The organism is Clostridium neuense (assembly GCF_045310695.1).
Classification (GTDB): Bacteria; Bacillota; Clostridia; order Clostridiales; family Clostridiaceae; genus Clostridium_S; species Clostridium_S neuense.
This window is the reverse complement of the sequence record NZ_JBJIAA010000008.1, coordinates 118,292-139,580: the sequence shown is the minus strand read 5'-3', so window position 1 is coordinate 139,580 and position 21,289 is coordinate 118,292. Positions and strand designations below refer to the sequence as shown.

Genomic DNA, 21,289 nt, shown 5'->3' with positions numbered 1-21,289 from the left:
CTTACTGCACAATAACAGAAAGTCCATCTGGAATAACTGTTACTTTAGCGTTTTCTCCCTCTAGTTCATAAGCACGTTTTAGCGCCTCTTCAAAGGTTGTTGCAAGTTCCATGTGCATGTCCTTAATAAGTTTTGGATCAACAAGATCAGAAACCATTATTACATGATGCTTGGAAAGAATACGTGCTAATATTTGAGATGTCCACTGATCCGGAATAGTTTTTTGGCGTTCTGTGTGAATAGCTTTTTCAAGGAATTCCTCAGGTGTTTTGGCATTGGCAAGATTCTTATAAAACCCTTCGCCACCATGTCCATCAGCGCATCCAGCAACCATTATAATAACACCATTTTCTTTATTTGTTGCCTCTGCTGCTGTCATTCCCTTTACCGCCTGATAAATATTTTGGTCAAGAGGATAACCTCCGTTTGTTGATACAGCAATGTCACAAGGTATCTTTTTAACTGATGCCAGATTCCTTACAAAATCACAACCAGTTTCGTGAGCTTTTTCAAGATCTCCAGCAAAGGAACCAATGATTTTTTTATTTCCATCAAGAACTACATTTAAGATAAACTTAAGGCCAGCTTTTTTAGCCGCATACACCATATCTTTATGAACAGGATTGCACTTTATATTACCGGTACGAGCCTTGCTTGAATTTATAAATTCACCACAATGGTTTGCCATAATTGTTTTATAGGATGCTATTCCTGGCAACACTGATTTACGTCCGCCTGAAAAACCAGCAAAGAAGTGAGACTCAATAAATCCTTCAGAAATAAGTAAATCAGCATCAGCAGCTACTTTATTAATAATACATGGACCTCCCGATGGCAGAGTTCCTATTTGCACCATGGCTGAATCATCTGTTGAAACATGCATTACTATATTTTCATTTTTAACAATTTCTTCACCATACTTATTAACTAATTCTTCATGAGTTGATGGGCGATGAAATCCTGTAGCAACAAGTATCGTTATTTTTGCATTAGGTTCAACACTGCGAATACGACGAAGTAAAATAGGTGTAATGATTTTTGAAGGAACAGGCCTTGTATGATCTGAGCTAATTAAAACAATATTTTTCTTCCCTTTTGCTAATTCCTCCAATTTACAAGAACCAATAGGATTATCAAGAGATTTTTCTACAAGTTCTCTTTCAGACATTTCACTTTTATAACTTTCTGCCTTTGATGTTAAAATACCAGCTAAATTTTTTTTATTTATTTTTGCGACAATTTGCTTTTTATCGTAAGGCAAATTTATATTAACATACTCCATAACTTCCAACATCCTTTCTTTTTATTTTAGGCTGTGTTTTAAATCTTTTGTGTTTCGAAAGCTATTATAGTTCATCGTATTATGCTTGTATAGCCAAATAAAAAGATAGCTGATATAAAAAAAATTCATAACAAATAATTTTATATCAGCCATAAAAAACATTAATCATCATTTTGATTTAATTTGATCAAATAATTATTAAACAGTTTTATTGCACCATATTTAGGATTTTCTTTTTTGTACAATAGAAAAGCCTCCATATAGTATGATGGATCAATATCAAAGTATCCTTCCCCCATGCTAACACCAAGTTTATTAATGAAACGCTCTGTAATAAGTGCACCAGCAACATTTTCCTTGCAATAATTAAATATAGCATAAGGTGATGGCAATTGAGCTGCCACAACCGGTTTTTTACCAGCAGCATCAAAATACTTATCAAGCATTTTATTCATAAAATTATCAGGTGGATATTTTGCTAATGGAAATTTTAGCATAGTATTTAGAGTTACTTTTTTGCCTGTCACTTTAATATTTGGTGCATAATACACAATCTTATCCATACTAAATAGTAATTTTTCAAGGTTTCCTAAGACTTCACCATCAGAAAGAAAAGTAGATGCAATATCAATTTTGCCATTATTCAATGAGCGTATAAGTTCATCTTTTTCCATACTATAAACGGTAATTAATATATTTTCGTTTTTTTGAAAATAAGTAACATGGCGGTTCATAAGTATGTCTCCAAGTGATGTAAGTACGCCTATTTTAAGTTCTACTGATTTTTCACCATTTTTTTGCTGAAATTCGTAAATTGTCTCCACTAACTGGGGTAGTATTTCACTTATTCTTTTATAAAACAATTCGCCTTCATGTGTTAACTGGCTGCCTCTGTTTGAACGTAAGATAAGACTTACTCCCAAGATTTCTTCAAGCTTTTTCATTTGAAAGCTAAAAGCAGATTGAGTTATATTAGCTTGATTAGCGGCCAGCGTAAAATTTTGTATCTTTCCATATATCATAAAATTCTCAAGTTCTTGAATACTAGGTAATTCTTTTATTTGAAACACCTCCTGTCTCTCGTAGTTAATTTCCTTTCTATTCTTTATATCGTTAATTAACCAATAAATCTTTTCTTGCATCAACTGAAACTATTATTATCTTGGACATACTACCGCTCTATATTTTATCATAAAAGGTTTCCAATTAACGCTTATGTATAAATAATGTACTTAAATTTCATTAGTTTCACTGTATACAAATAAAATCGTCAAGACTTCATTCTTGGCGATTTCATAAACCCTAACTCACTGAAAGGTATTTAAGTTATATATGAAACTCATAGGTTTATAGCTAATCCAATTAATATTACCACCATTATCAAATATAAGTAATCTAATTTTATAAATTTCAAATTAACTTTTGTTTTATATTCTCCTACAAATCCTCTACACTCCATAGCCTGAAACATTTCCTCACTCATGCTATAAGATTTTATAAACAAATTTCCCATAATTCCTGTAATATAATTGTATTTGCCTGGTGCTTTTCCAATAGATCTTAGCTTTAAAGCATAAAATAAATCTATTGAATGCTCTCCAAGCAAAACTATATACTTTATAGTTATATCCATTATCCATATAAATATATCTGGCACAAACAGCAGTTTTAAGGACTTGCTAATTTCGCTCCATTTAGTATTATGAGATAATAAATTCATAAGAAGTATAGTTACTAATATCTTCTGAAATAACAATAAACTATTATAAATGTTTCCATAAAGCATAGAAGGTATCAAAGCAGCCAAGGTTATAAATGGAAATATTAAACTTCTTGCTAATATCCTTTTTATCATCTTCTTTTCCATAAGTAAAAGGTTTCCTAAGGCAAAAGCTTCTATTACCAATAAATAAATCTGGCTTCTTGAAATTGATATGCATATTATAATCGCTATGTTACTTAGAACCTTCAAGGTTGGGTTTAAAGAATATATTAACTTATCTTTGTTCTTATACTTGTCCTGTCTTATAATAGAAAGAGTTTTTATTAAAGAAAAAATGCTCTTTTCTATGTATGAACTTTTTTCTTCCTTTGGAACATATTCATCCTTTACTGAGAGCCATTGTGGAATCATTTATTCTCCTTCTGCTTTCTATTAAAAATTACTTTTCCTAAAACTTTAATGATAATTATTATTACTATTACTCCTATTACTGCTGATATTATATATCCAAAGTACTCTTTCATATTCTTTATACTATAATCCGCCATTGGAGAATTATAATTCACTCCATTTTTCATTCCCTTAGGTACAAAACCTATTAATTTCTTAATTTCATCCGTACCCCATTCTCCCCAAGCTGTTCCCTTAGCTAAAAGTCCCAGCGGAGTAGCCAAAGCAAGAACTCCTATTATGATGTATAAAACTTTTGTTTTTCCAGCCTTTCCTTCATATATAACCTCTGGAGAAAACTTTTTTATATAACTATATGCTCCAACAGTTATTATTCCTTCTAAAATACCTATCACTAATAGATGTGGAATCATCATAGCCGGAATAGATACTTTTAAGCAATACGGGCTATAAAGTGGTCTTCCAAGTGTATCCTTAAAAAGTAGTGGCTGAACACCAAATTCAATTGCTGCAAACAAAGCTGCTATATTAACAGAGGTATAAGCCGCAATAAAAGCACTAAATAGCTCTCCCTTTTTGCTTTTAAACACCTTTTTTATAAGTTTAAATAAGTAAAAAGCTGTAAAGGGCATTATAAACGCCATATTAAAACAATTTACACCTATTGCTAAAACTCCTCCGTCTCCAAAAAACAATGCTTGGATTACAAGGGCTATTGTAACTGCAAAGGTCGCTGAGTACGGCCCAAGTAGAATAGCTACGAGGGCTCCTCCAATAGCATGTGCTGTAGTTCCTCCTGGAACTGGTACATTAAACATCATAACTAAAAATGAAAAAGCCGCTGAAACCCCAAGAAGAGGCATCTTTTGCCTTGTCATTTCCTCTTTAACTTTTATGCTTGCTCTTCTCCAAATTGGTACCATTATTGCACCAAAGACCGCACAGGTAGATGGGCTTAAATAATTATCTGGTATATGCACTTTATATGCCCCCTAATAAATAGTCACTGCTATTTAAAGCTGCTTTGTTTTAAACAGGTGTAAAAGTCAGCACTTACTTAAAACAAAGACTTTCATAAGTTAAGCCTCAATAAATAAAGCTTTAACCTTCTCCAATTCAGCACGTATTTTAATGCCCTGTGGACAAGCTTTTTCGCATTTACCACACTTAAGGCATTTGTCCGCTCTTTCTGCTGCAGCTACACCATCATATATGCTCTTAAGTTCCTTTTCTGTCTCTTTTGTAACAAATGTGCTGTACTCATTATAGCAAGAAAAGTTTTTAGGAATATTAACTCCCCCTGGACAAGGCATGCAGTATTCACAGCCTGTACAGTTAACTTTTATTCTTTCTTTAAATGCATTTTTAACTTCATCTATTATCCCCAGTTCTTTTTCTGTAAGTGAATTAGGTGAAGCATCACTTGCTGTCTTTATGTTTTCTTCAACATTTGCTTTAACGCCCATGCCGCTTAAAACAACAGATACTTCAGGATGATTCCATACCCATCTAAGTCCCCATTCTGCCGGAGATCTCTTAATGTCTGCCTTATCCATAGCCTCTTTAGCCTTTTCTGGAAGATTACCAGCTATTCTACCACCTCTAAGTGGCTCCATGATAACAACGCCCAAGCCTTTACTTGCAGCATACTTAAGGCCTTCTGTTCCTGCTTGATTTGTTTCATCTAAATAATTGTATTGAATCTGACAGAAAGACCAATTATACGAATCAATTATTTCTTTAAATACCTCTACTTTATCGTGAAATGAAAAACCTGCATACCTTATTCTTCCGTCTTTTATTGCTGAGTCTAAAAATTCAGTTACCCCCAATTTTTTTAGGTTCTCCCAACGTTCTTTACTTAAAGCATGTAGTAAATAGAAATCTATTTTATCAGTTTGAAGACGCTCTAATTGCCTATTTAAATATTTGTCCATGTCTTCTCTAGTTTTAATTAACCAGCTAGGAAGCTTTGTAGCTAGATTAACTTTTTCTCTATATCCGTCTTTTAAAACTCTTCCTACGAATGGTTCACTTTCTCCTCCTTCTTCTCCTCCTTTTCCATGATAAGGGTACGCTGTATCTATGTAATTAACCCCTCTATCAATAGCACTGCGGATAATTTCTGTGGCTTTTTCTTCATCGATTTTAGAACCATCTCCATCAATAACAGGAAGTCTCATACAACCAAAACCTAATTCCGAGACCTTTTCATTTGTTTTTCCAAGAGTTCTATACAACATAGCAATTCCTCCTAATAGTTAATAATCATTTATACTTTTATTAATATATTAAATTTAAATATAACAGTATGTCAACTAAATAATTAATAGGATTAAAATTTCTTCCTGCATAATTTCAATTTATATTACAGTTATTAAAAAGAATACTATTATTGATAAGGGGTATTATTTATAGATGAACAACTCTGCACTAAGAAGAGGTGAATTTAATGAAAATAAAAAAAATATCGTTGTTTGCACTAATCTTAACTTTATCATTCACATTAGGCTGCACAAAAATCATAACTCTAAGTAAAAAAAGCAATCAAAAGCAAGCTAATAATAGCAGTCGACAGACAATAGATCCAATTAAGCAAAAACTAGACCATATGACTCTTGATGAAAAAATAGGTCAACTTGTCATAGTTGGCATAGATGATTATACAAATAATGAACATTCAAAAACCTTAATAAACACTTATCATGTAGGAGGGTTTATTTTATTTGGTCAAAACATTAAAAATTCTGCTCAATTATTAGAGCTAATTAATTCTTTAAAAGAAACTAATTCATCAAATAATAAAACTCCTCTTCTACTTGGAGTTGATGAGGAAGGCGGCAGAGTTTCAAGAATGCCTTCAGAATTTGTAAAACTGCCATCCAATGCAGCTGTTGGTCATGTTAATAATTCAAACTTTTCCTATAAAATTGGAGAAATATTAGGTCAAGAACTTAAAGGCTTTGGATTAAATGTAGATTTTGCTCCTGTTTTAGATGTAAACAGTAACCGTAAAAATCCTGTTATAGGTGATAGATCCTTTGGCTCTAATCCTCCTTTAGTTTCTAACTTAGGAATACAAACAATGAAAGGAATACAATCGCAAAACATTATCTCTGTAGTAAAGCATTTTCCAGGACATGGAGACACATTAGTTGACTCACATTTCGGACTTCCTATAGTGTACAACGACATAAAAAGATTAAACAATTTAGAACTTGTCCCATTTTCTAATGCAATCAAACATGGAGTTGACATGATAATGGTAGCCCATATACTTCTGCCTAAAATCGATTTGAATAATCCTGCTTCATTTTCAAAAACTATTATTACAGATATACTTAGGAAACGCATGAATTTTAATGGTGTCGTAATTACCGATGACATGACCATGGGCGCAATTATAAAAAAATATGATATAGGAGAGGCTTCTATAAAGTCACTTAATGCTGGTTCAGATATTATTTTAGTTTGTCACGACTTTGATAAAGAAGTCACTGTTTTAAATGCCATAAAAAATTCAGTTACCAAAGGCACTCTTCCTGAGAAAACTATTAATGAGAAAGTATATAGGATTTTAAAACTAAAGGAAAAGTACAATTTGAAAGATACTAAAACAACCTCTATTAACATACAGGTGATTAATAATAAGATAAATAATCTATTAGATAGTTATATGAGATGAGACATACGTGGTTTAGGATGTAATCCCATTATCCTTCTTTAATTTGTATTAGTTATCTATATATTCGCCCAAACCCCGTGCTCTTGGTCCCTCTCTGCTTTTCGTTTTTGTCTGTTGCTTAATCAGTGCTCGCTTTGGGTTATAGAAGGATAATGGGCTCCGCCCAAACCCCGTGTAGGATTACATTTCTTTACTATTGGAGCAGGTATATTGAAATTGAGGTTGTGTTTGGATATAGTAACCTTCTCTTACATGTCCGACCCAATTTTGAAAAATTGATTTCCAGTCAGTCTGCTTAAAAAATGTCTCAATTGGATTTGCTGCGTTAGAATTCCATTCCAATATCAAAAAAGGTCCTGCTCCCACAAACCAAATACCACTATTTTCAACTTCTACTTCTCTTATTAAAAGCAAAGGCAGTCCATATTGATAAGCCATTGCAGGTTCAATTTGTGCATATGGACTTCCTTCCCAAACTATCTGTCCATCAGGATTATTAAGATTATTTTGAATAATCCTAACCTGTCTCTGTTTTAAATTAAGTGATACCATTCCATAACTAGATGAGATCATCCGACGAATATTAGTTAATGGTGTTTCTGGGTATTGCTCTGTAACCGGTAAAGTCCTTGGGAAAAGTAATGCCTTTCTAATCTGCCTTATTATTTCATCAACAAACTGCTGCTGAATCGCATTAAGTCTACTTGGATGGCTTAAAAACACTGGAATTTTAAACATTAAGTTTGCTGATTCTTTCATTAGTTGTGTACTTTCTGCTGCTTTATTTTTATTTATTCTTTGCGGGTTTACGTTTTTTTTCACTTTATATTTAACAATATCACCATTCATTAATCTCCACCCCTCGTTGTATACTATGAAGAAAAAAATGAATAGTTTACAAAACCTTTTCTACTAATATCATATCTATCAATTCAACTTCGTCATTATAATATCATTTAGCCAATTTTTAATTTCACTTTTCTTTTCTTCGTCATCACTTTTAGGATCTATAAAATCAATTGATCCAACTATATTATTATCCTTAAGAAAATCCTGCAATCTACCAAAACACTTTTTTGCACCACCACCACTATGACAAGCAAAAAAAGCAATATTCTTTTGTTTTATTTCATTATCTGAAATAAAAGTATTTATCGGAGGTGCATAAGTACCTGCCCAAATAGGTGTGCCAAGGAATATTGTATCATACTGTTCTAAATCAGGAATTTTATTTTTCAAACTCGGTTTTTCCTTAAATATTGCGCTTTTACCACCCCAAAAAAACTTTTTAAATCCTGTTTTAGGAATTTCTTTTTCTGGTTGTAATTCAAGTAAATCACATTTTAACTCTTTTGCAATAACACTAGCAATAAACTTCGTATGACCTTCCAGAGAATAAAAAACCACTAAAGCTTTCATTTCATCACCCCATATTAAAATTAAGTTGCACTTTAAATTATTGTTTATATATGCTCATAAATTATGTATAAAAATAAATATCTTTAAATACATATTATCATTGTAAATAAATTAAACTTGAAGCAGTCTATATTTTAGCTATATGAACCATAAAAATAAAATTTCATATATTATAATGTAACCAATTAATAAGGAAGTCATCTATGACACTGATTTTATCAGCGCTCTTATTTAGCTTATCCTCTAACTTAGACAATCTAGTTATAGGTATAGCTTATGGAGTAAAAAACATAAAAATAGGAATAGCTGCAAACTTTATAATAGCTGTCGTTACATCAATAGGAACTTTTTTGTCAATGTCAATTGGAAAATATATCTCCAAGCTTTTACCAAGCTATGTAGCTAATTCTTTAGGTGCTATAATAATCATTATTTTGGGTATATATTTTATAATTCAAAGTATAATAAAGCTTATAAATAACACCAATCCAAAAGAACTTTCTCTAAAGGACATCAATGATATGCTTCAATATGCTGAAATCTCAGATTTAGACAAATCCGGTGATATAAATATTAAGGAGGCATTATTTGTGGCCTTTGGGTTAACCTTCAATAACCTAGGTACAGGAATAGCTGCAAGTATAACTGGTGTGAATATCACCCTTACAGTTATTTTTACATTTATATTCAGCATTGCTACAATTAAAATTGGAGAAGTCTTTGGTAACCATATATTTGGAAGACTTCTAGGCAAGTATGCTCCTTTAATCTCCGGTATACTTCTCATAATACTTGGAATTGTGGAATTTGTAAACTAATATTTTTTATTTATAAAAGTATTAAAAACAATTCAAAAGTAAAGAGTTTTAACTCATGCTGCTCGTTAATAACTAAGTATTTTGCCTTCATGAAAGATTTTATAATACTATGTAAGTTAAAACTCTTTACTTATTATAGCATCTACAATGCTACAGGCTTAAATGAAATTTTTAAGAAAGCCGTGCTCGCAAGGACTTTCTACACATGTGTAGTTGATTTAGGTCTAAAATTATGCTAAAATCAAGCCATAATTTAACTGTATACTTAAGTTTTCTAGGGTTCCGCAGCTTGTAACTGGCAGGTCCAAGAGAGAACGCACATTTAATTGTGTACACGGAAGGATAAAAGCCTGGGAGATGTTTTATGATATTTCTCTAGGCTTATTTTATTTTCCTATAAATAAACCGTTTCAAGGTGGTCTATCTTTAACTAAAAAAAGTTATAAATACAAAATGTACAGCTAGATTACTTTAATACAGAGGAGGATTTTTAATGAAAAAGTTTGTCATTGAAAATGATTTTTGGCACTTATTTCCCAATGCAAAAATTGGAGTTGTCGTTTGTCATGGTATAGATAACTCTATAAAAACTGAAGAACAATATAAAGATATGATTTACAGTTCAGAAAAAGAAGCTTTAAAATATTTGAGCAATGAAGAATTCAGCAGTAACGAAGTAATAAAAGTATGGAGAGAAGCATTTCAAAAATTTAAAACAAAGAAGGGTGCAAGATCATCTATTGAAGCATTGCTAAAGCGAGTTTATAAAGGAAATCATATAGGAACAATTAATCCCCTAGTTGATATTTACAATTCGATTTCTTTAAGCTATGCATTACCCTGCGGCGGCGAAGATATCGATGCATTTGCTGGAGATATACGATTAACTAAAGCAGTCGGAAATGAAAGTTTTGTTACATTAGGAACAGATAGAAGTGAACCACCCTATGAAGGTGAAATAATATATAAAGATAATGAAGGAGCAATTTGCAGATGCTTTAATTGGCGCGAAGCAGTAAGAACTATGCTCACTGAAAATACCAAAAACGCTTTTTTGTGCATTGAATTAATTGATCAAAGAAGACTAAAGGAGTTTGAGAGTGCTTTAGAATCTTTAGAAAAAGCAGTAAATTGCAATTTAGGCGGAACATGTAAGATTTCAATTCTTGATATTAACAATAAAGAAGTATTAATAAATTCTTAAACTTTGATGCAAACTATAATTCCTTGATTTCTATAGTTTAATACCATTGTTCAAGTTACAGCTGCTCTATCCAACAAAAACTAGATAGAGCTTTCAGTATTCTCATATTTTCTTTTTTTAGAAATAATTTTTTGTATAGTTTTTGGTGATAGATAATACTTTTTTGAAAGGAACTATGCAGATATTCCTTCTAGATAATCTCTATATATTTTATTATTCCGAGTCCTAAGCTCTTCTTTACTTTTTGTCAGTTCACCCCACGCTCTTTTATTTTCTTCTTTCTTTGGTATATAAATATATTCACCATCTACGTATTTTTGAATTAATGTTTCAGAATGTACATTTAAAATTAGTACTTGGTCATACTATATATATAATTTGTAGATTTTAAATAAAAACTAACTTAAAAGTTTTATGCAATTTAAATATATGGAGGTGTTAGTAATAATGAAAGCATTAGTTTATGAAGGCATTAGAAACGTTAAAGTTGAAGAAACCCCAGATCCTAAAATTGAAAAAAATGATGATGCAATTATAAGAGTAACCTCTACTGCTATTTGTGGCTCAGACCTTCACCTAATTCACGGATTTATTCCAAATTTGCCAAAAGGTTTTGTACTAGGTCATGAAACCATGGGAGTTGTTGAAGAAGTTGGAAAAGGAGTCTCTAATCTAAAAAAAGGAGACAGGGTTATTGTCCCATTTCCTGTTGCTTGCGGGCACTGCTGGTACTGCGAGCATGATTTATGGAGCCAATGTGATAACTCCAATCCAAATGGAGAAGTTGGTGGAATATTTGGATATAGCAATACTTATGGCGGTTACGCAGGAGGTCAGGCACAATTTTTAAGAGTTCCTTTTGCAAATGTAGGACCAAGGATTGTTCCAGAGGAGCTAACTGACGAACAAGTATTATTTCTAACAGATATCTTACCAACCTCATACTGGGGTGTAGATATGGCAGGTGTTAAGCATGGTGACACTGTAGTTGTTCTAGGCTGCGGCCCTGTAGGACTTTTAGCTCAAAAATGGGCAATTTTTAAGGGAGCAAAACGAGTAATTGCTGTAGATTGTATAGATTACAGATTAAAACATGCTAAAAATTATAATCAAGTTGAAACAGTAAACTTTGAGGAATATGACAACACCGGAGAATATTTAAAAGAAATTACTCACGGCGGAGCCGATGCTGTAATAGACTGCGTTGGAATGGATGGAAAAATGTCCACTATAGAAAAAGTAGAAAGTGTTTTAAAGCTTCAAGGCGGTTCAAAATCTGCCATTGAGATAGCTTCACAAGCTGTAAGAAAAGGCGGTACCGTAGTATTAGTAGGAGTTTATGGTGCTAAATACAACTTATTTCCTCTGGGTGACTTTTTCTCTAGAAATGTAACTTTAAAAATGGGTCAATGTCCTGCTCAAGCCTATGTCGATCCAATTTTAGACCTAATTAAAGCTGGCAAATTTGATGCTACCGATATAATAACCCACAAGCTTTCTATTGATAAAGGAGAACATGCTTACAAAATTTTTGACGGTAAAGATGATAACTGTATAAAAGTTGTGTTGAAGCCTCAAACTTAAATATAAAGAATGTGAAGAAACATCATCTTGAGATACTAAACAAAATTAATAAATATGTCTAAGCTATTCCTTCCAATGATGCTTCTTCACATTGTTTTTCACATTATATATTAAATATTTATTAGTGCAGCAGCTTATTTTATATGTTTTTCATTATCTCTTTTTAACGCTTGCATACTTCTTATGGAATCTTTCTAAAATAAAGCAATTTTTTGTTGTGCACAGCATTTTGAGCAAGCTGATCTATGTAGACTGTCACATCTTCAACTGTCACAAAAACTTCAGAAGATACCCTTTGAAGATCTTCTGAATCGATCGTGTCTTTTCTTCTCTTACAAATTTTTTTATATCTCATTTTTTCTCATTCTACACCATAATCGATTAATGTTCCGCTAACTTACTATAATATGACTCAAACCCAAATGTTTTATGCAAATTAATAACTGGTACAACCTTACCTCTCAAATTTATTATCCCTTCTAAAAAAGGCTTGCTATTATGAACTGATGTAATTTTCTCAATTTTAATTATTTCATACACATCACTAATTTTCAGCGCATATTTTTCGCTTGCCAATTCATATACAATACACTGAATATCTAGCAAGTCTTTGAAATTTAATCACCTCCCTTAAAAGCATAATCCTAACATGCCTTTAAAATTATGTTAAGTGTGGATAGCAACTTTTCTTTAAGCAGGAATTCACCTTTTTCCATTCTCCAAATTAATATAATAGTTCTGCTAGTGCCAAGGATTATATTAGCAAGATCTTCGCTGCTAGTGTTCTTTGGGAATTCTCTTTCTTTTATTCCTTTTTCAATTAAATGTGTTAAGTAATTGCTGCGTAGCTTATAAGTTTCTTTAATCTTATTACTAGCACCTTTTTCATGACTTAATGCCTCATAATAAAAAGGAACAACAGTAATGGCGGGATAATTTTCATAGTACTCACCAAGACATTCTGCTATAAAACGGATACTTTGTTTTGGTGAATATCTATTTATTTCTATTGTCTGCTTAATGTCATTATCAAATTTATAGTAATAATCTAAAATGCCACATATTATTTCAGCTTTCCCTTTGAAATGCTTATATATTGCTGCTTCTGAAATCTGCTCTCTTTTGCTAATTTCTTTTGTTGTCAGTCCCTGAAATCCTAATTCATCAAGAATATCAATTGAGGTTTGAATAATTTTATCCTTTCTTTTTATGTGAAGCTCCACATTTATACCTCCGTATAGGATAGGTGAGTAATCACTAACCTACTGATTATACTATGATTATATAGGCAGATTCAGCCAAGGTCAAGTCTAATTTTGTCGATTTATTTCATAATATGTAATTTTGTATCTTTATATAGTTTACATTCTCATTATATGTAATTTGTTTATATTTTTATTAGATTTAAAAAAAGATTTACCCACATTTTATTAGGTAAATCTTAAAATAAGTTACGAATTTAAACTTTTTAACATCTCATCTGCATCTGTAATTGGCCTTCCACAAGTAAAATTTTTGCAAATATATGCTGTAGCCTTTCCTTTTACAGCTTTTTCATCCTTTACATATGGTGCTATTTTAATCAGCTCCGAATCCTCTTCATTAATCGGGTTAAAAATCACGACTTTATTCGGAACAAAACTTCTATTTAATTGGCGCAGCATCTTTTTAGTATCTTCAGAGTTTCTATCCCCAGATATTACAATTTCATAGGATGGTCCAATTAGATAGTCCACTGCACATAGAAATTGTGTATATCCAAGTGGAGAACCTTCTACAGTTCTTGAAAATACCTTTTGGAGCTCATCTGCGTAATTCTCTAGTTTGCTATCTCCAGAAATACGTGATAACTTTATTAAATTTAAAAACTGAATAGAATTACCAGATGGTATAGCTCCGTCATATACTTCTTTTGTCCTTATTATGATATCTTCCCCATCCTTTGGAGTAAAATAAAATCCGCCCTGCTCATCATCCCAAAATAAATTTATTGCCTCGTTATTTAATGAGAAAGCTTCTTTAAGATAGTTTAAATCAAAGGTGGCCTCATATAATTCAAGCAAGCCAAAAACTAAAAATGCATAATCATCAATATTGCCCTTGAAATTCCACTGACCATCTATATATCTGTGCAACAGCCTTCCGTTTTCTTTAATACTATTTAGGAAAAAATTTGCCGCTATCTCTGCAGTTTTTATATACTCTTCATTATTGAAAATCCTTCCGCCTCTAGCTAAAGCTGCAATAATTAATCCATTCCAATCCGTAAGAATTTTTTCATCTCTTGATGGTCTTATCCTTTTATCCCTAGCTTCTTTAAGCTGCCTTCTTATTTTCTCAAGCCTTGCCTTTAAAGCTGCTTCACTCAAATTAAGTTCTTTACTTAAAACTTCAAGGTCTTTTTCAAAATGAAGTATATTTAGCCCTTCCAGCTTTCCAGTTGCTTCGTCTCTAAAATTTCCTTCCTCCTTCATTCCATACATCTTTACTGCTAACTTTGCATCCTCTTCATTTAGTATCTTTCGTATGCCTTCTACTCTCCACACATAAAACTTACCTTCAACGCCTTCGCTATCAGCATCTTCAGCAGAATAAAAAGCGCCCTCCCTAGATTTCATGTCACTCATAATATACTCAAAAATCCTATCGCAAATAAGTTTATACTTATCATTTTGAGTTACTTCATAAGTTTCAATATACGCAAGGGCTATCATTGCCTGATCATAAAGCATCTTTTCAAAATGAGGGAGCAGCCATTTTCTATCTGTAGAATATCTATGAAATCCAAAACCTACATGGTCAAATATTCCTCCCATAGCCATGGCATCAAGCGTTTTTGTAACCATATTTAAAGAATCTTTGTTATTATTTCTTTTGTAGTCTCGAAGTAAAAAAAGCAAATTATGTGGAGATGGAAACTTTGGTGCTGTTCCAAAACCACCATACTGTTCATCAAACAATCCACCAAGATCTGTAACCGCTTCTTCTAGTGCATATTGATTTATGCCTTTTCCTTTTTCTCCCGCATAAATATTGTGAAGTTCTCTGGCTAGTTTTTCCGCCGAACTAACAAGGGATTTCTTATCAGTGCTCCAAAGATAATCAACTTTTTTAATTAAATCCATCATTCCCATTCTTCCATATTTGCTTTCCTTTGGGATGTATGTAGCTGAAAAAAACGGCTTCTTTTCTGGAGTCATAAATATTGTAAGGGGCCATCCCCCACTGCCGGTCATGGCCTGACATATTGCCATGTATATGTTGTCTATATCTGGTCTTTCTTCCTTATCCACTTTTATTGAGACAAAGGTTTGATTCATTAAATCTGCCACTTCTTGATCTTCAAAACTCTCGCCCTCCATAACGTGGCACCAATGACAGGTACTGTAACCTATACTTAAAAAAATTGGTTTATCCTCTGATTTTGCTTTATTAAAGGCTTCATCTCCCCACGGATACCAGTCTACTGGATTGTGGGCATGCTGAAGAAGATATGGAGACTTTTCGTTAGCTAATCTGTTAGTTGTACTTGTTATGCTCATATAATCACCTCTTATATCCATAATTTATTTCATTTTAGTATTTACTATCTCTTGAAATAATATTAATTGCGCATAAATATTTACTAACATTATGAATAATATTTATAATGTAAAAAGCATTTGACATTTTATAGGCGTTTTATGAAAACATTCATTGGTACTTTATTATGCTCTATAGTAATTCTAGCGGTTGGAATGTTATTGACACTTATTTAAAATTAAGAGGTGATTTATGTGAGAAAAATGGATGAAATGGAAATGAGCATTAGCTTAAAGGCAATAAAATGGGCATGGGCATATACAGTTTTATTTTTAGCAATTTAGGTTATATACGATTATATTCAGACAAAAACCTTTGGATTAGCATTTTTTCTTTTGGTAACACAAAACCTTGTTCTAATTGCAATTCAATATTTTTTAAAATGGGAGCTTGGAAAAGATGAAAAATAAAATAAGAGAATTTCGAAAAAAGCTAGGAGTAAGACAAGAAGATATAGCAAAGGCTGTCGGAGTTACAAGGCAAACTATTAATGCCATTGAAAATCAAAAATATAACCCTACACTTGAACTTGCCATGAGACTTGCCAAATTACTAAATACTAAAGTTGAAGAACTATTTATACTTGATGATTTATAAATAATGCGAAGTAACAATGCCTCGTCGCATTAAAAAAATTCTCCGTACCTACAGAATTTTAGGTGTGAATCTTTGTAACCCGTTTTACTACGAAAAATAATTTAATGGGCTTTGCCCAAAACTATATTAGAAGATTTTCCGCAATGTAATGGAGGAAAATCCACCTTCACTGTTTACCGAAGGTAATTTCTTTCGTTATGCGTTAGTTCTCATTATTTATAAATTACGACTGAACCCCTTGTTTTTTGTTGTCTCGAATATCCCTTGAAACAGTACCATTATTAAATAGCTTTTTAATATCTTCAACCGTATAAAGTTTTTCAAGTTCATTCATTATCACCACTCCTTTCCTATATTTTCATTAATTTTTATATTTATCTTATTTGATTGCCACATAAAACAGGTAGGAAATCCCCTTATATTTTGCCTAATTATAAAATTAGTAAAAATAACTTTTAGGCTGTAAGTATTTCAAATGAACAAAAAAAGACTTGCTGTCCTTGTGTTAAAAAGCAAGTCTTTTATAATTATATTGTCTGAAGTTAACTAAATAGACATTGTAAGTTACTAAAAATTCGATAGCTTGACTTATATGATTCCACAATATAACATATAATCATTAAACTAACTAAACTATTATTAAATAGAATTTGAAGCATTCACAAAAATAAACTGCATAAAGGAAGTTGTACTTCTATCAAAACAAACATAAAAGGGAGTAGATATTTTGTTAATTGGTATTATAATAATTATTATTATGGGAATAATATTTCTGACATTTTTAGCTGGGGTTATATTCTTCATAATTTCATCAGTAAAAATGAGCAAAAATAAATCAATGAAAAGTAAATTTTGGAACATAATGAAGATTGTTTCTTTGTGTTTAAGTTTAGCCTGCTTAATAATGCTTATCGCAATTTCAATAGTTATTAGACATATATAAATACAGGAAATTCAGCAAATAATGATTGAAAATACTTCAATCATTATTTTTAGAGAGTTATTAAAAGCTCTTAAGCTTTTAACAATTTGACACTTAGATTTATTAATTTTATTTAATATTTCAAAATGATGTTACTTTGCATTCTGTGGTATCCTATCTTTTCTTTCTGCTGCTTTGCCACTGCCAAATCTCTCATCAAGACTTAAATATCCAGTCACTCTAGATATTCCTTGTATATCTGTGCTTCCACATTTGTGGCATTTACCTTCATTATCTTCCATATAAGTACCACAATTTTTACAATATCTTATATGAAAATTAATTCCCATATAACTTATATCCGTATTTTTATATGCATAATTTATTATATCCATAACAGAAGCCTCATCCGGATAACCATCAAGTTCAACATAACTTATATGTCCCCCATTACAAAGCTTGTGGTAAGGAGCCTCTATATCTATTTTATCCCTAATTGAAATTTTATATCCTACTGGTATGTGATAGCTATTTGTGTAATAATCTTTGTCAGTAACACCTTTAATTATTCCAAATACATCTTTATCTTTAACTATAAATTTACCACTTAAACCTTCTGCCGGAGTGGCATAACAACTCCAATTAAGATGAGTTAAAATAGTTAATTTGTCTGTGTAATCTCTTATATATCTAACAATTTCTAGGCCAAGTTTTCTTGCTTTCTCATCTTCACCATGATGTTTCCCTGTAAGTGCAACAAGTGCTTCTGCTAAACCTATAAAGCCTATAGCCCAGGTGCCTTGTTTAAGTACAGGTTCAATTGAAGCTTCAGGTGGAAGTCCATCAAGTCCTTTCATAATTCCCTGTCCTGCCACAAAAGGTAAATCCTTAATTCTCAACTTTTTAAGGACATCATATCTGTTTAAAAGACTTTCCTTTGAAAGTTCTAGCCTTTCATCTAAGAGGGAAAAGAATTTTTCTTTATCTCCCTTTGCAAGCAGTCCTATTCTAGGTAAGTTAATTGTTGTTGGAGCTATGTTGCCCCTACCTTTTACCCCTGGCTCGCCATTCACATTTGAGCATATATAAGTTCTACAGCCCATTGTCGCTGGAATGATTCCTTTATCATAATATTCTTTATTAAAGCTTGCATCAATATTCATAAAAGTAGGATTCATTCTCTTTGATGCAACTCTGCAAGCAAGCTTATACAAATAAAAATATGGATCTTCTTCTTCTCTATTAACACCTTTTTTTACTCTAAATATTATATTAGGGAAAATAGGTTGTTCACCCTTTCCAAGCCCCTTTTCATATTCCTCCAAAAAGGTTTCACATATAAGTGCAGCATCATTGCTTCTTGGAAGTCCTATGTTTATTGAAGAAAACGGAACCTGCGAACCAGCTCTGCTGTGCATTGTATTTAAATTATAAACTATTCCCTGCATTGCCTGGGTTACACACTCTCTTAACTTTGCATTAACCATTTCTTCAAGTTTATTTTTGTCTTGTACTACATCTTCAAATTCTTTTCTTATACATTCTCTTGTTGGCTCAACAAACTCACCCATATCATTATCAAAATCCGGATGTGATTGTCCTCCAAACATATCATTCTGTGATGACTGTAAAAGTATGCATGAAAGTTCTGCTGCTGATTCTATTCTCTTTGGCGGTCTTATATACCCATAGCCAGTGTTAAAACCTCTTTTTAATATTTCTTTTGTTGGTATGTGCAGACAATTGGTTGTTAAATTATAGCTGTCCAAATCATGATAATATATATCCCCATTTTCATGAGCTTTAGCAAGTTTTTTAGGCATTTTAGCAAGATTGTGCCATTTGTTTGATTCGCTAGCAATTCTAAGCAATTTAGAACTATAATTATTGCCAACATTAGCATTGTCTCTATCTGTTTCTACCCCAATTTTACTAATTGCCTTCATAAGACTTGATTTTATGCTTCTTATCTTAGTTCGTTCTCTTCTATAATTAAAATATGCAGTACCAATATCTCTAAAGTTATTTTTCATAAGCTCTTTTTCAACTAAATTTTGTATTTCTTCAACTGTTATGCTTTTTAAATTTAAAGCTTCTATTTGCTTTGCAATTTCTTGTGTGAGGTGTAAGACTTCACTTGTTTTAACTTCTGCTCCTATTTCTTTAGCTGCACCTCTTATGGCATTACTTATTTTTTCAGGATTGAATTCCGCTTCTCTCCCATCTCTTTTCACTACATGTAGCATATGCGTCCTCCTAAAAATACTATATATTGTGTATCTACCACTTAATTATACAATAGGATTATTATGTTATCAAACGCAATTTGACCAATATTTTCCCAATTATTTCAACATATTATTAAAAAAAGACTGCTGCAATAGTAATTTTAAATCACTATTGCAGCAGTCTTTAAAAATAAATGTCAATCTATTAATTACTAACTTTAAAATTGAAAAAATATATAACTTAAAGTTCCATACTCATATATTCTGCAAAGAGCTTTAGGTTTACTCTGCTCTGATCCGCTTCCCATAGCTACAAATAAAGGAGCAAGATGTTCTTCACGAGGTACTGCTCTCTTAGCATATGGAGCAAGCTTCCTATAAGAATATAATGCCTTTAAATCTTTTTTCTCCACTTTATCAATTAGCCAATCATCAAACTCTACAGCCCAAGGTTCAGGATCATTTTTATTCCATTCAACTTCAGAAAGATTGTGAACAGTTGCACCACTACCAATAACAAGTATATCTTCATCTGCCAAACTTCTAATTGCCTTGCCAATCTCATATTGCTCTTCTGGCCTTAAGTAAGGATTAATAGAAACTTGAATTACTGGTACTGGTGCTTTATCAAACATAAGCTTTAAAACACTCCAGGTACCATGATCAATTCCTCTTGTTTTATTAAAAGCACTTTTTATACCCGCTTCATCAAGTAGCTTTTTCATTTTTAAAGCTATTTCCTTTGAACCAATTGCTTGATATTTTACAGAATACAATTCTTTTGGAAAACCGTAAAAATCATAAATCATATCATAAGCATTATCTCTAAAACATATAGTTGTTATTTCTTCTTCAAAATGTGCTGTAAATATGACAATAGCCTTAGGTCTAAGCTTGCCTCCAGTTTTTCTTAAAAACCTTGTATATTCATTATTCTGAAGTATTAAATCTGGTGAACCATGACATATAAACATTGGTGAAATCATGATATCAACTCCCTTAAAGCATCTAAAAAAATAACAATTCCAAATTGCGAAAGAATTTTGTGTAATACGAGGAAGTAGGTTCCGTTAATACTAGGTAGTCTTAGCGGGTTCTGCTGACAAAATATTACGCAAAATTATCACCAAGGTGGACTTACTATTTTTTTGAAGATGCGTAAATTTAATTTAGATAAACTTAACAAACTCATCTATAGGCTTTCTATACCCTCTAAGCCTTCTGTTTTTGGTGTCCTCTTTTCCCATCGCAATAATAAGTGCTATTTCATACCTATCTTTAATCTTAAAAAATTTTCTTACCTTATCAGCATCAAAACCTATCATAGGACAAGTATCCCAACCTTTATCCTTTGCAAGTAACATAAACATCATAGCTGATAGGGAAGCATTTCTTATAGCCTCATCGTGTTTAAAATCCTCTCCTCGTCCGTCATAAAGATTTTTTATATCATTTAATATATTTTCATAATCAAATTTAGAAATCATTTTTAAATCGAGCATTCCAGAATACAATTTATCTGAATCTTTATATGCCTCTTTATCTCCAAGCACAATTACAGCCGCCGAAGCCGTATGAATCTTATATTGATTAAATGCCGCATTTCTTAAAACTTCCTTCATATCCTTATCAGTTATAACAATATAATTTGCATGTTGTATATTAAAGCAAGATGGAGCTAATTTTAATAGTTCAAAAATATCTTCAAAATCACTTTTAGGAATTTCAATTCCCTCTATAAAATTATTGGCAGAACGTCTTTCTTCAACAAGTTTTTTAAATTCCATAATCATAAACCTCCAAATTATAATTACTTTTATACACCCAGTTACTT

At 31.9% G+C, this 21,289-nt stretch carries 18 protein-coding genes, 1 pseudogene and 1 riboswitch; of the genes and pseudogenes, 5 read left to right on the top strand and 14 right to left on the bottom strand.

Annotated elements, in window-relative coordinates; genetic code table 11:
• Position 1: 1 nt before the first annotated feature.
• The 5 genes from larA to ACJDT4_RS11070 all read right to left on the bottom strand — a co-directional run bounded on the left by larA (position 2) and on the right by ACJDT4_RS11070 (position 5,659).
• Positions 2–1,282: a nickel-dependent lactate racemase gene (larA, locus tag ACJDT4_RS11090; protein ID WP_406787633.1), complete on the bottom strand. Its 1,281-nt coding sequence runs from the start codon at positions 1,280–1,282 to the stop codon at positions 2–4.
• Between the two features lie 161 nt (positions 1,283–1,443).
• On the bottom strand, positions 1,444–2,424 hold the full coding sequence (locus tag ACJDT4_RS11085) for a LysR family transcriptional regulator (protein ID WP_406787632.1): 981 nt from the start codon (positions 2,422–2,424) through the stop codon (positions 1,444–1,446).
• A gap of 197 nt (positions 2,425–2,621) precedes the next feature.
• Positions 2,622–3,416, bottom strand: a complete 795-nt coding sequence (locus ACJDT4_RS11080; protein ID WP_406787631.1) for an energy-coupling factor transporter transmembrane component T family protein — start codon at positions 3,414–3,416, stop codon at positions 2,622–2,624.
• Positions 3,413–4,396 (bottom strand): cobalt transporter CbiM, encoded by a 984-nt coding sequence (gene cbiM, locus ACJDT4_RS11075; protein ID WP_406787630.1) that lies wholly within the window; start codon positions 4,394–4,396, stop codon positions 3,413–3,415. The genes ACJDT4_RS11080 and cbiM overlap by 4 nt, the downstream gene beginning before the upstream one ends.
• A gap of 99 nt (positions 4,397–4,495) precedes the next feature.
• A complete protein-coding gene (locus ACJDT4_RS11070; protein WP_406787629.1) occupies positions 4,496–5,659 on the bottom strand; it encodes an aldo/keto reductase in 1,164 nt (387 codons plus the stop codon).
• 209 nt (positions 5,660–5,868) lie between these two features.
• On the opposite strand from ACJDT4_RS11070, the gene nagZ reads away from it, so the two are divergent.
• Positions 5,869–7,101 carry a beta-N-acetylhexosaminidase gene (gene nagZ / locus ACJDT4_RS11065; RefSeq protein ID WP_406787628.1) on the top strand — a complete coding sequence of 411 codons (1,233 nt, stop codon included), beginning with the start codon at positions 5,869–5,871 and terminating at the stop codon, positions 7,099–7,101.
• A gap of 180 nt (positions 7,102–7,281) precedes the next feature.
• On the opposite strand, the gene ACJDT4_RS11060 is transcribed toward nagZ, so the two are convergent.
• Positions 7,282–7,950, bottom strand: a complete 669-nt coding sequence (locus tag ACJDT4_RS11060) for a hypothetical protein (RefSeq protein ID WP_406787627.1) — start codon at positions 7,948–7,950, stop codon at positions 7,282–7,284.
• Positions 7,951–8,028: 78 nt separating this feature from the next.
• Positions 8,029–8,520 carry a flavodoxin family protein gene (locus tag ACJDT4_RS11055; protein WP_406787626.1) on the bottom strand — a complete coding sequence of 164 codons (492 nt, stop codon included), beginning with the start codon at positions 8,518–8,520 and terminating at the stop codon, positions 8,029–8,031.
• A 203-nt stretch (positions 8,521–8,723) separates the two neighbouring features.
• On the opposite strand from ACJDT4_RS11055, the gene ytaF reads away from it, so the two are divergent.
• A complete protein-coding gene (gene ytaF, locus ACJDT4_RS11050; protein WP_406787625.1) occupies positions 8,724–9,338 on the top strand; it encodes a sporulation membrane protein YtaF in 615 nt (204 codons plus the stop codon).
• Positions 9,339–9,601: 263 nt separating this feature from the next.
• Positions 9,602–9,697: riboswitch (guanidine-I (ykkC/yxkD leader) on the top strand.
• Between the two features lie 134 nt (positions 9,698–9,831).
• A complete protein-coding gene (locus tag ACJDT4_RS11045) occupies positions 9,832–10,542 on the top strand; it encodes a B3/B4 domain-containing protein (protein WP_406787624.1) in 711 nt (236 codons plus the stop codon).
• An 80-nt stretch (positions 10,543–10,622) separates the two neighbouring features.
• Here the strand turns inward: ACJDT4_RS11045 and ACJDT4_RS11040 are convergent.
• Positions 10,623–10,892: pseudogene (locus ACJDT4_RS11040) on the bottom strand (CD3324 family protein).
• A 97-nt stretch (positions 10,893–10,989) separates the two neighbouring features.
• On the opposite strand from ACJDT4_RS11040, the gene ACJDT4_RS11035 reads away from it, so the two are divergent.
• Positions 10,990–12,126, top strand: coding sequence for a zinc-dependent alcohol dehydrogenase (locus ACJDT4_RS11035; RefSeq protein ID WP_406787623.1), 1,137 nt, complete (start codon positions 10,990–10,992; stop codon positions 12,124–12,126).
• A 381-nt stretch (positions 12,127–12,507) separates the two neighbouring features.
• On the opposite strand, the gene ACJDT4_RS11030 is transcribed toward ACJDT4_RS11035, so the two are convergent.
• The 3 genes from ACJDT4_RS11030 to ACJDT4_RS11020 all read right to left on the bottom strand — a co-directional run bounded on the left by ACJDT4_RS11030 (position 12,508) and on the right by ACJDT4_RS11020 (position 15,668).
• A complete protein-coding gene (locus tag ACJDT4_RS11030) occupies positions 12,508–12,732 on the bottom strand; it encodes a chemotaxis protein CheW (protein ID WP_406787622.1) in 225 nt (74 codons plus the stop codon).
• A gap of 38 nt (positions 12,733–12,770) precedes the next feature.
• Positions 12,771–13,349 (bottom strand): TetR/AcrR family transcriptional regulator, encoded by a 579-nt coding sequence (locus tag ACJDT4_RS11025; protein ID WP_406787621.1) that lies wholly within the window; start codon positions 13,347–13,349, stop codon positions 12,771–12,773.
• A 228-nt stretch (positions 13,350–13,577) separates the two neighbouring features.
• Positions 13,578–15,668, bottom strand: coding sequence for a thioredoxin domain-containing protein (locus tag ACJDT4_RS11020; RefSeq protein ID WP_406787620.1), 2,091 nt, complete (start codon positions 15,666–15,668; stop codon positions 13,578–13,580).
• A 439-nt stretch (positions 15,669–16,107) separates the two neighbouring features.
• On the opposite strand from ACJDT4_RS11020, the gene ACJDT4_RS11015 reads away from it, so the two are divergent.
• A complete protein-coding gene (locus ACJDT4_RS11015; protein WP_406787619.1) occupies positions 16,108–16,305 on the top strand; it encodes a helix-turn-helix transcriptional regulator in 198 nt (65 codons plus the stop codon).
• A 1,074-nt stretch (positions 16,306–17,379) separates the two neighbouring features.
• On the opposite strand, the gene nrdD is transcribed toward ACJDT4_RS11015, so the two are convergent.
• The 3 genes from nrdD to ACJDT4_RS11000 all read right to left on the bottom strand — a co-directional run bounded on the left by nrdD (position 17,380) and on the right by ACJDT4_RS11000 (position 21,245).
• Complete coding sequence (nrdD, locus tag ACJDT4_RS11010) at positions 17,380–19,473, bottom strand: anaerobic ribonucleoside-triphosphate reductase (protein ID WP_406787618.1); 2,094 nt, start codon at positions 19,471–19,473, stop codon at positions 17,380–17,382.
• 200 nt (positions 19,474–19,673) lie between these two features.
• On the bottom strand, positions 19,674–20,441 hold the full coding sequence (locus tag ACJDT4_RS11005) for a DODA-type extradiol aromatic ring-opening family dioxygenase (RefSeq protein WP_406787617.1): 768 nt from the start codon (positions 20,439–20,441) through the stop codon (positions 19,674–19,676).
• Between the two features lie 183 nt (positions 20,442–20,624).
• Entirely contained in the window at positions 20,625–21,245 is a 621-nt protein-coding gene (locus tag ACJDT4_RS11000) for a nitroreductase family protein (protein ID WP_406787721.1), read from the bottom strand.
• Between the last annotated feature and the right edge of the window lie 44 nt (positions 21,246–21,289).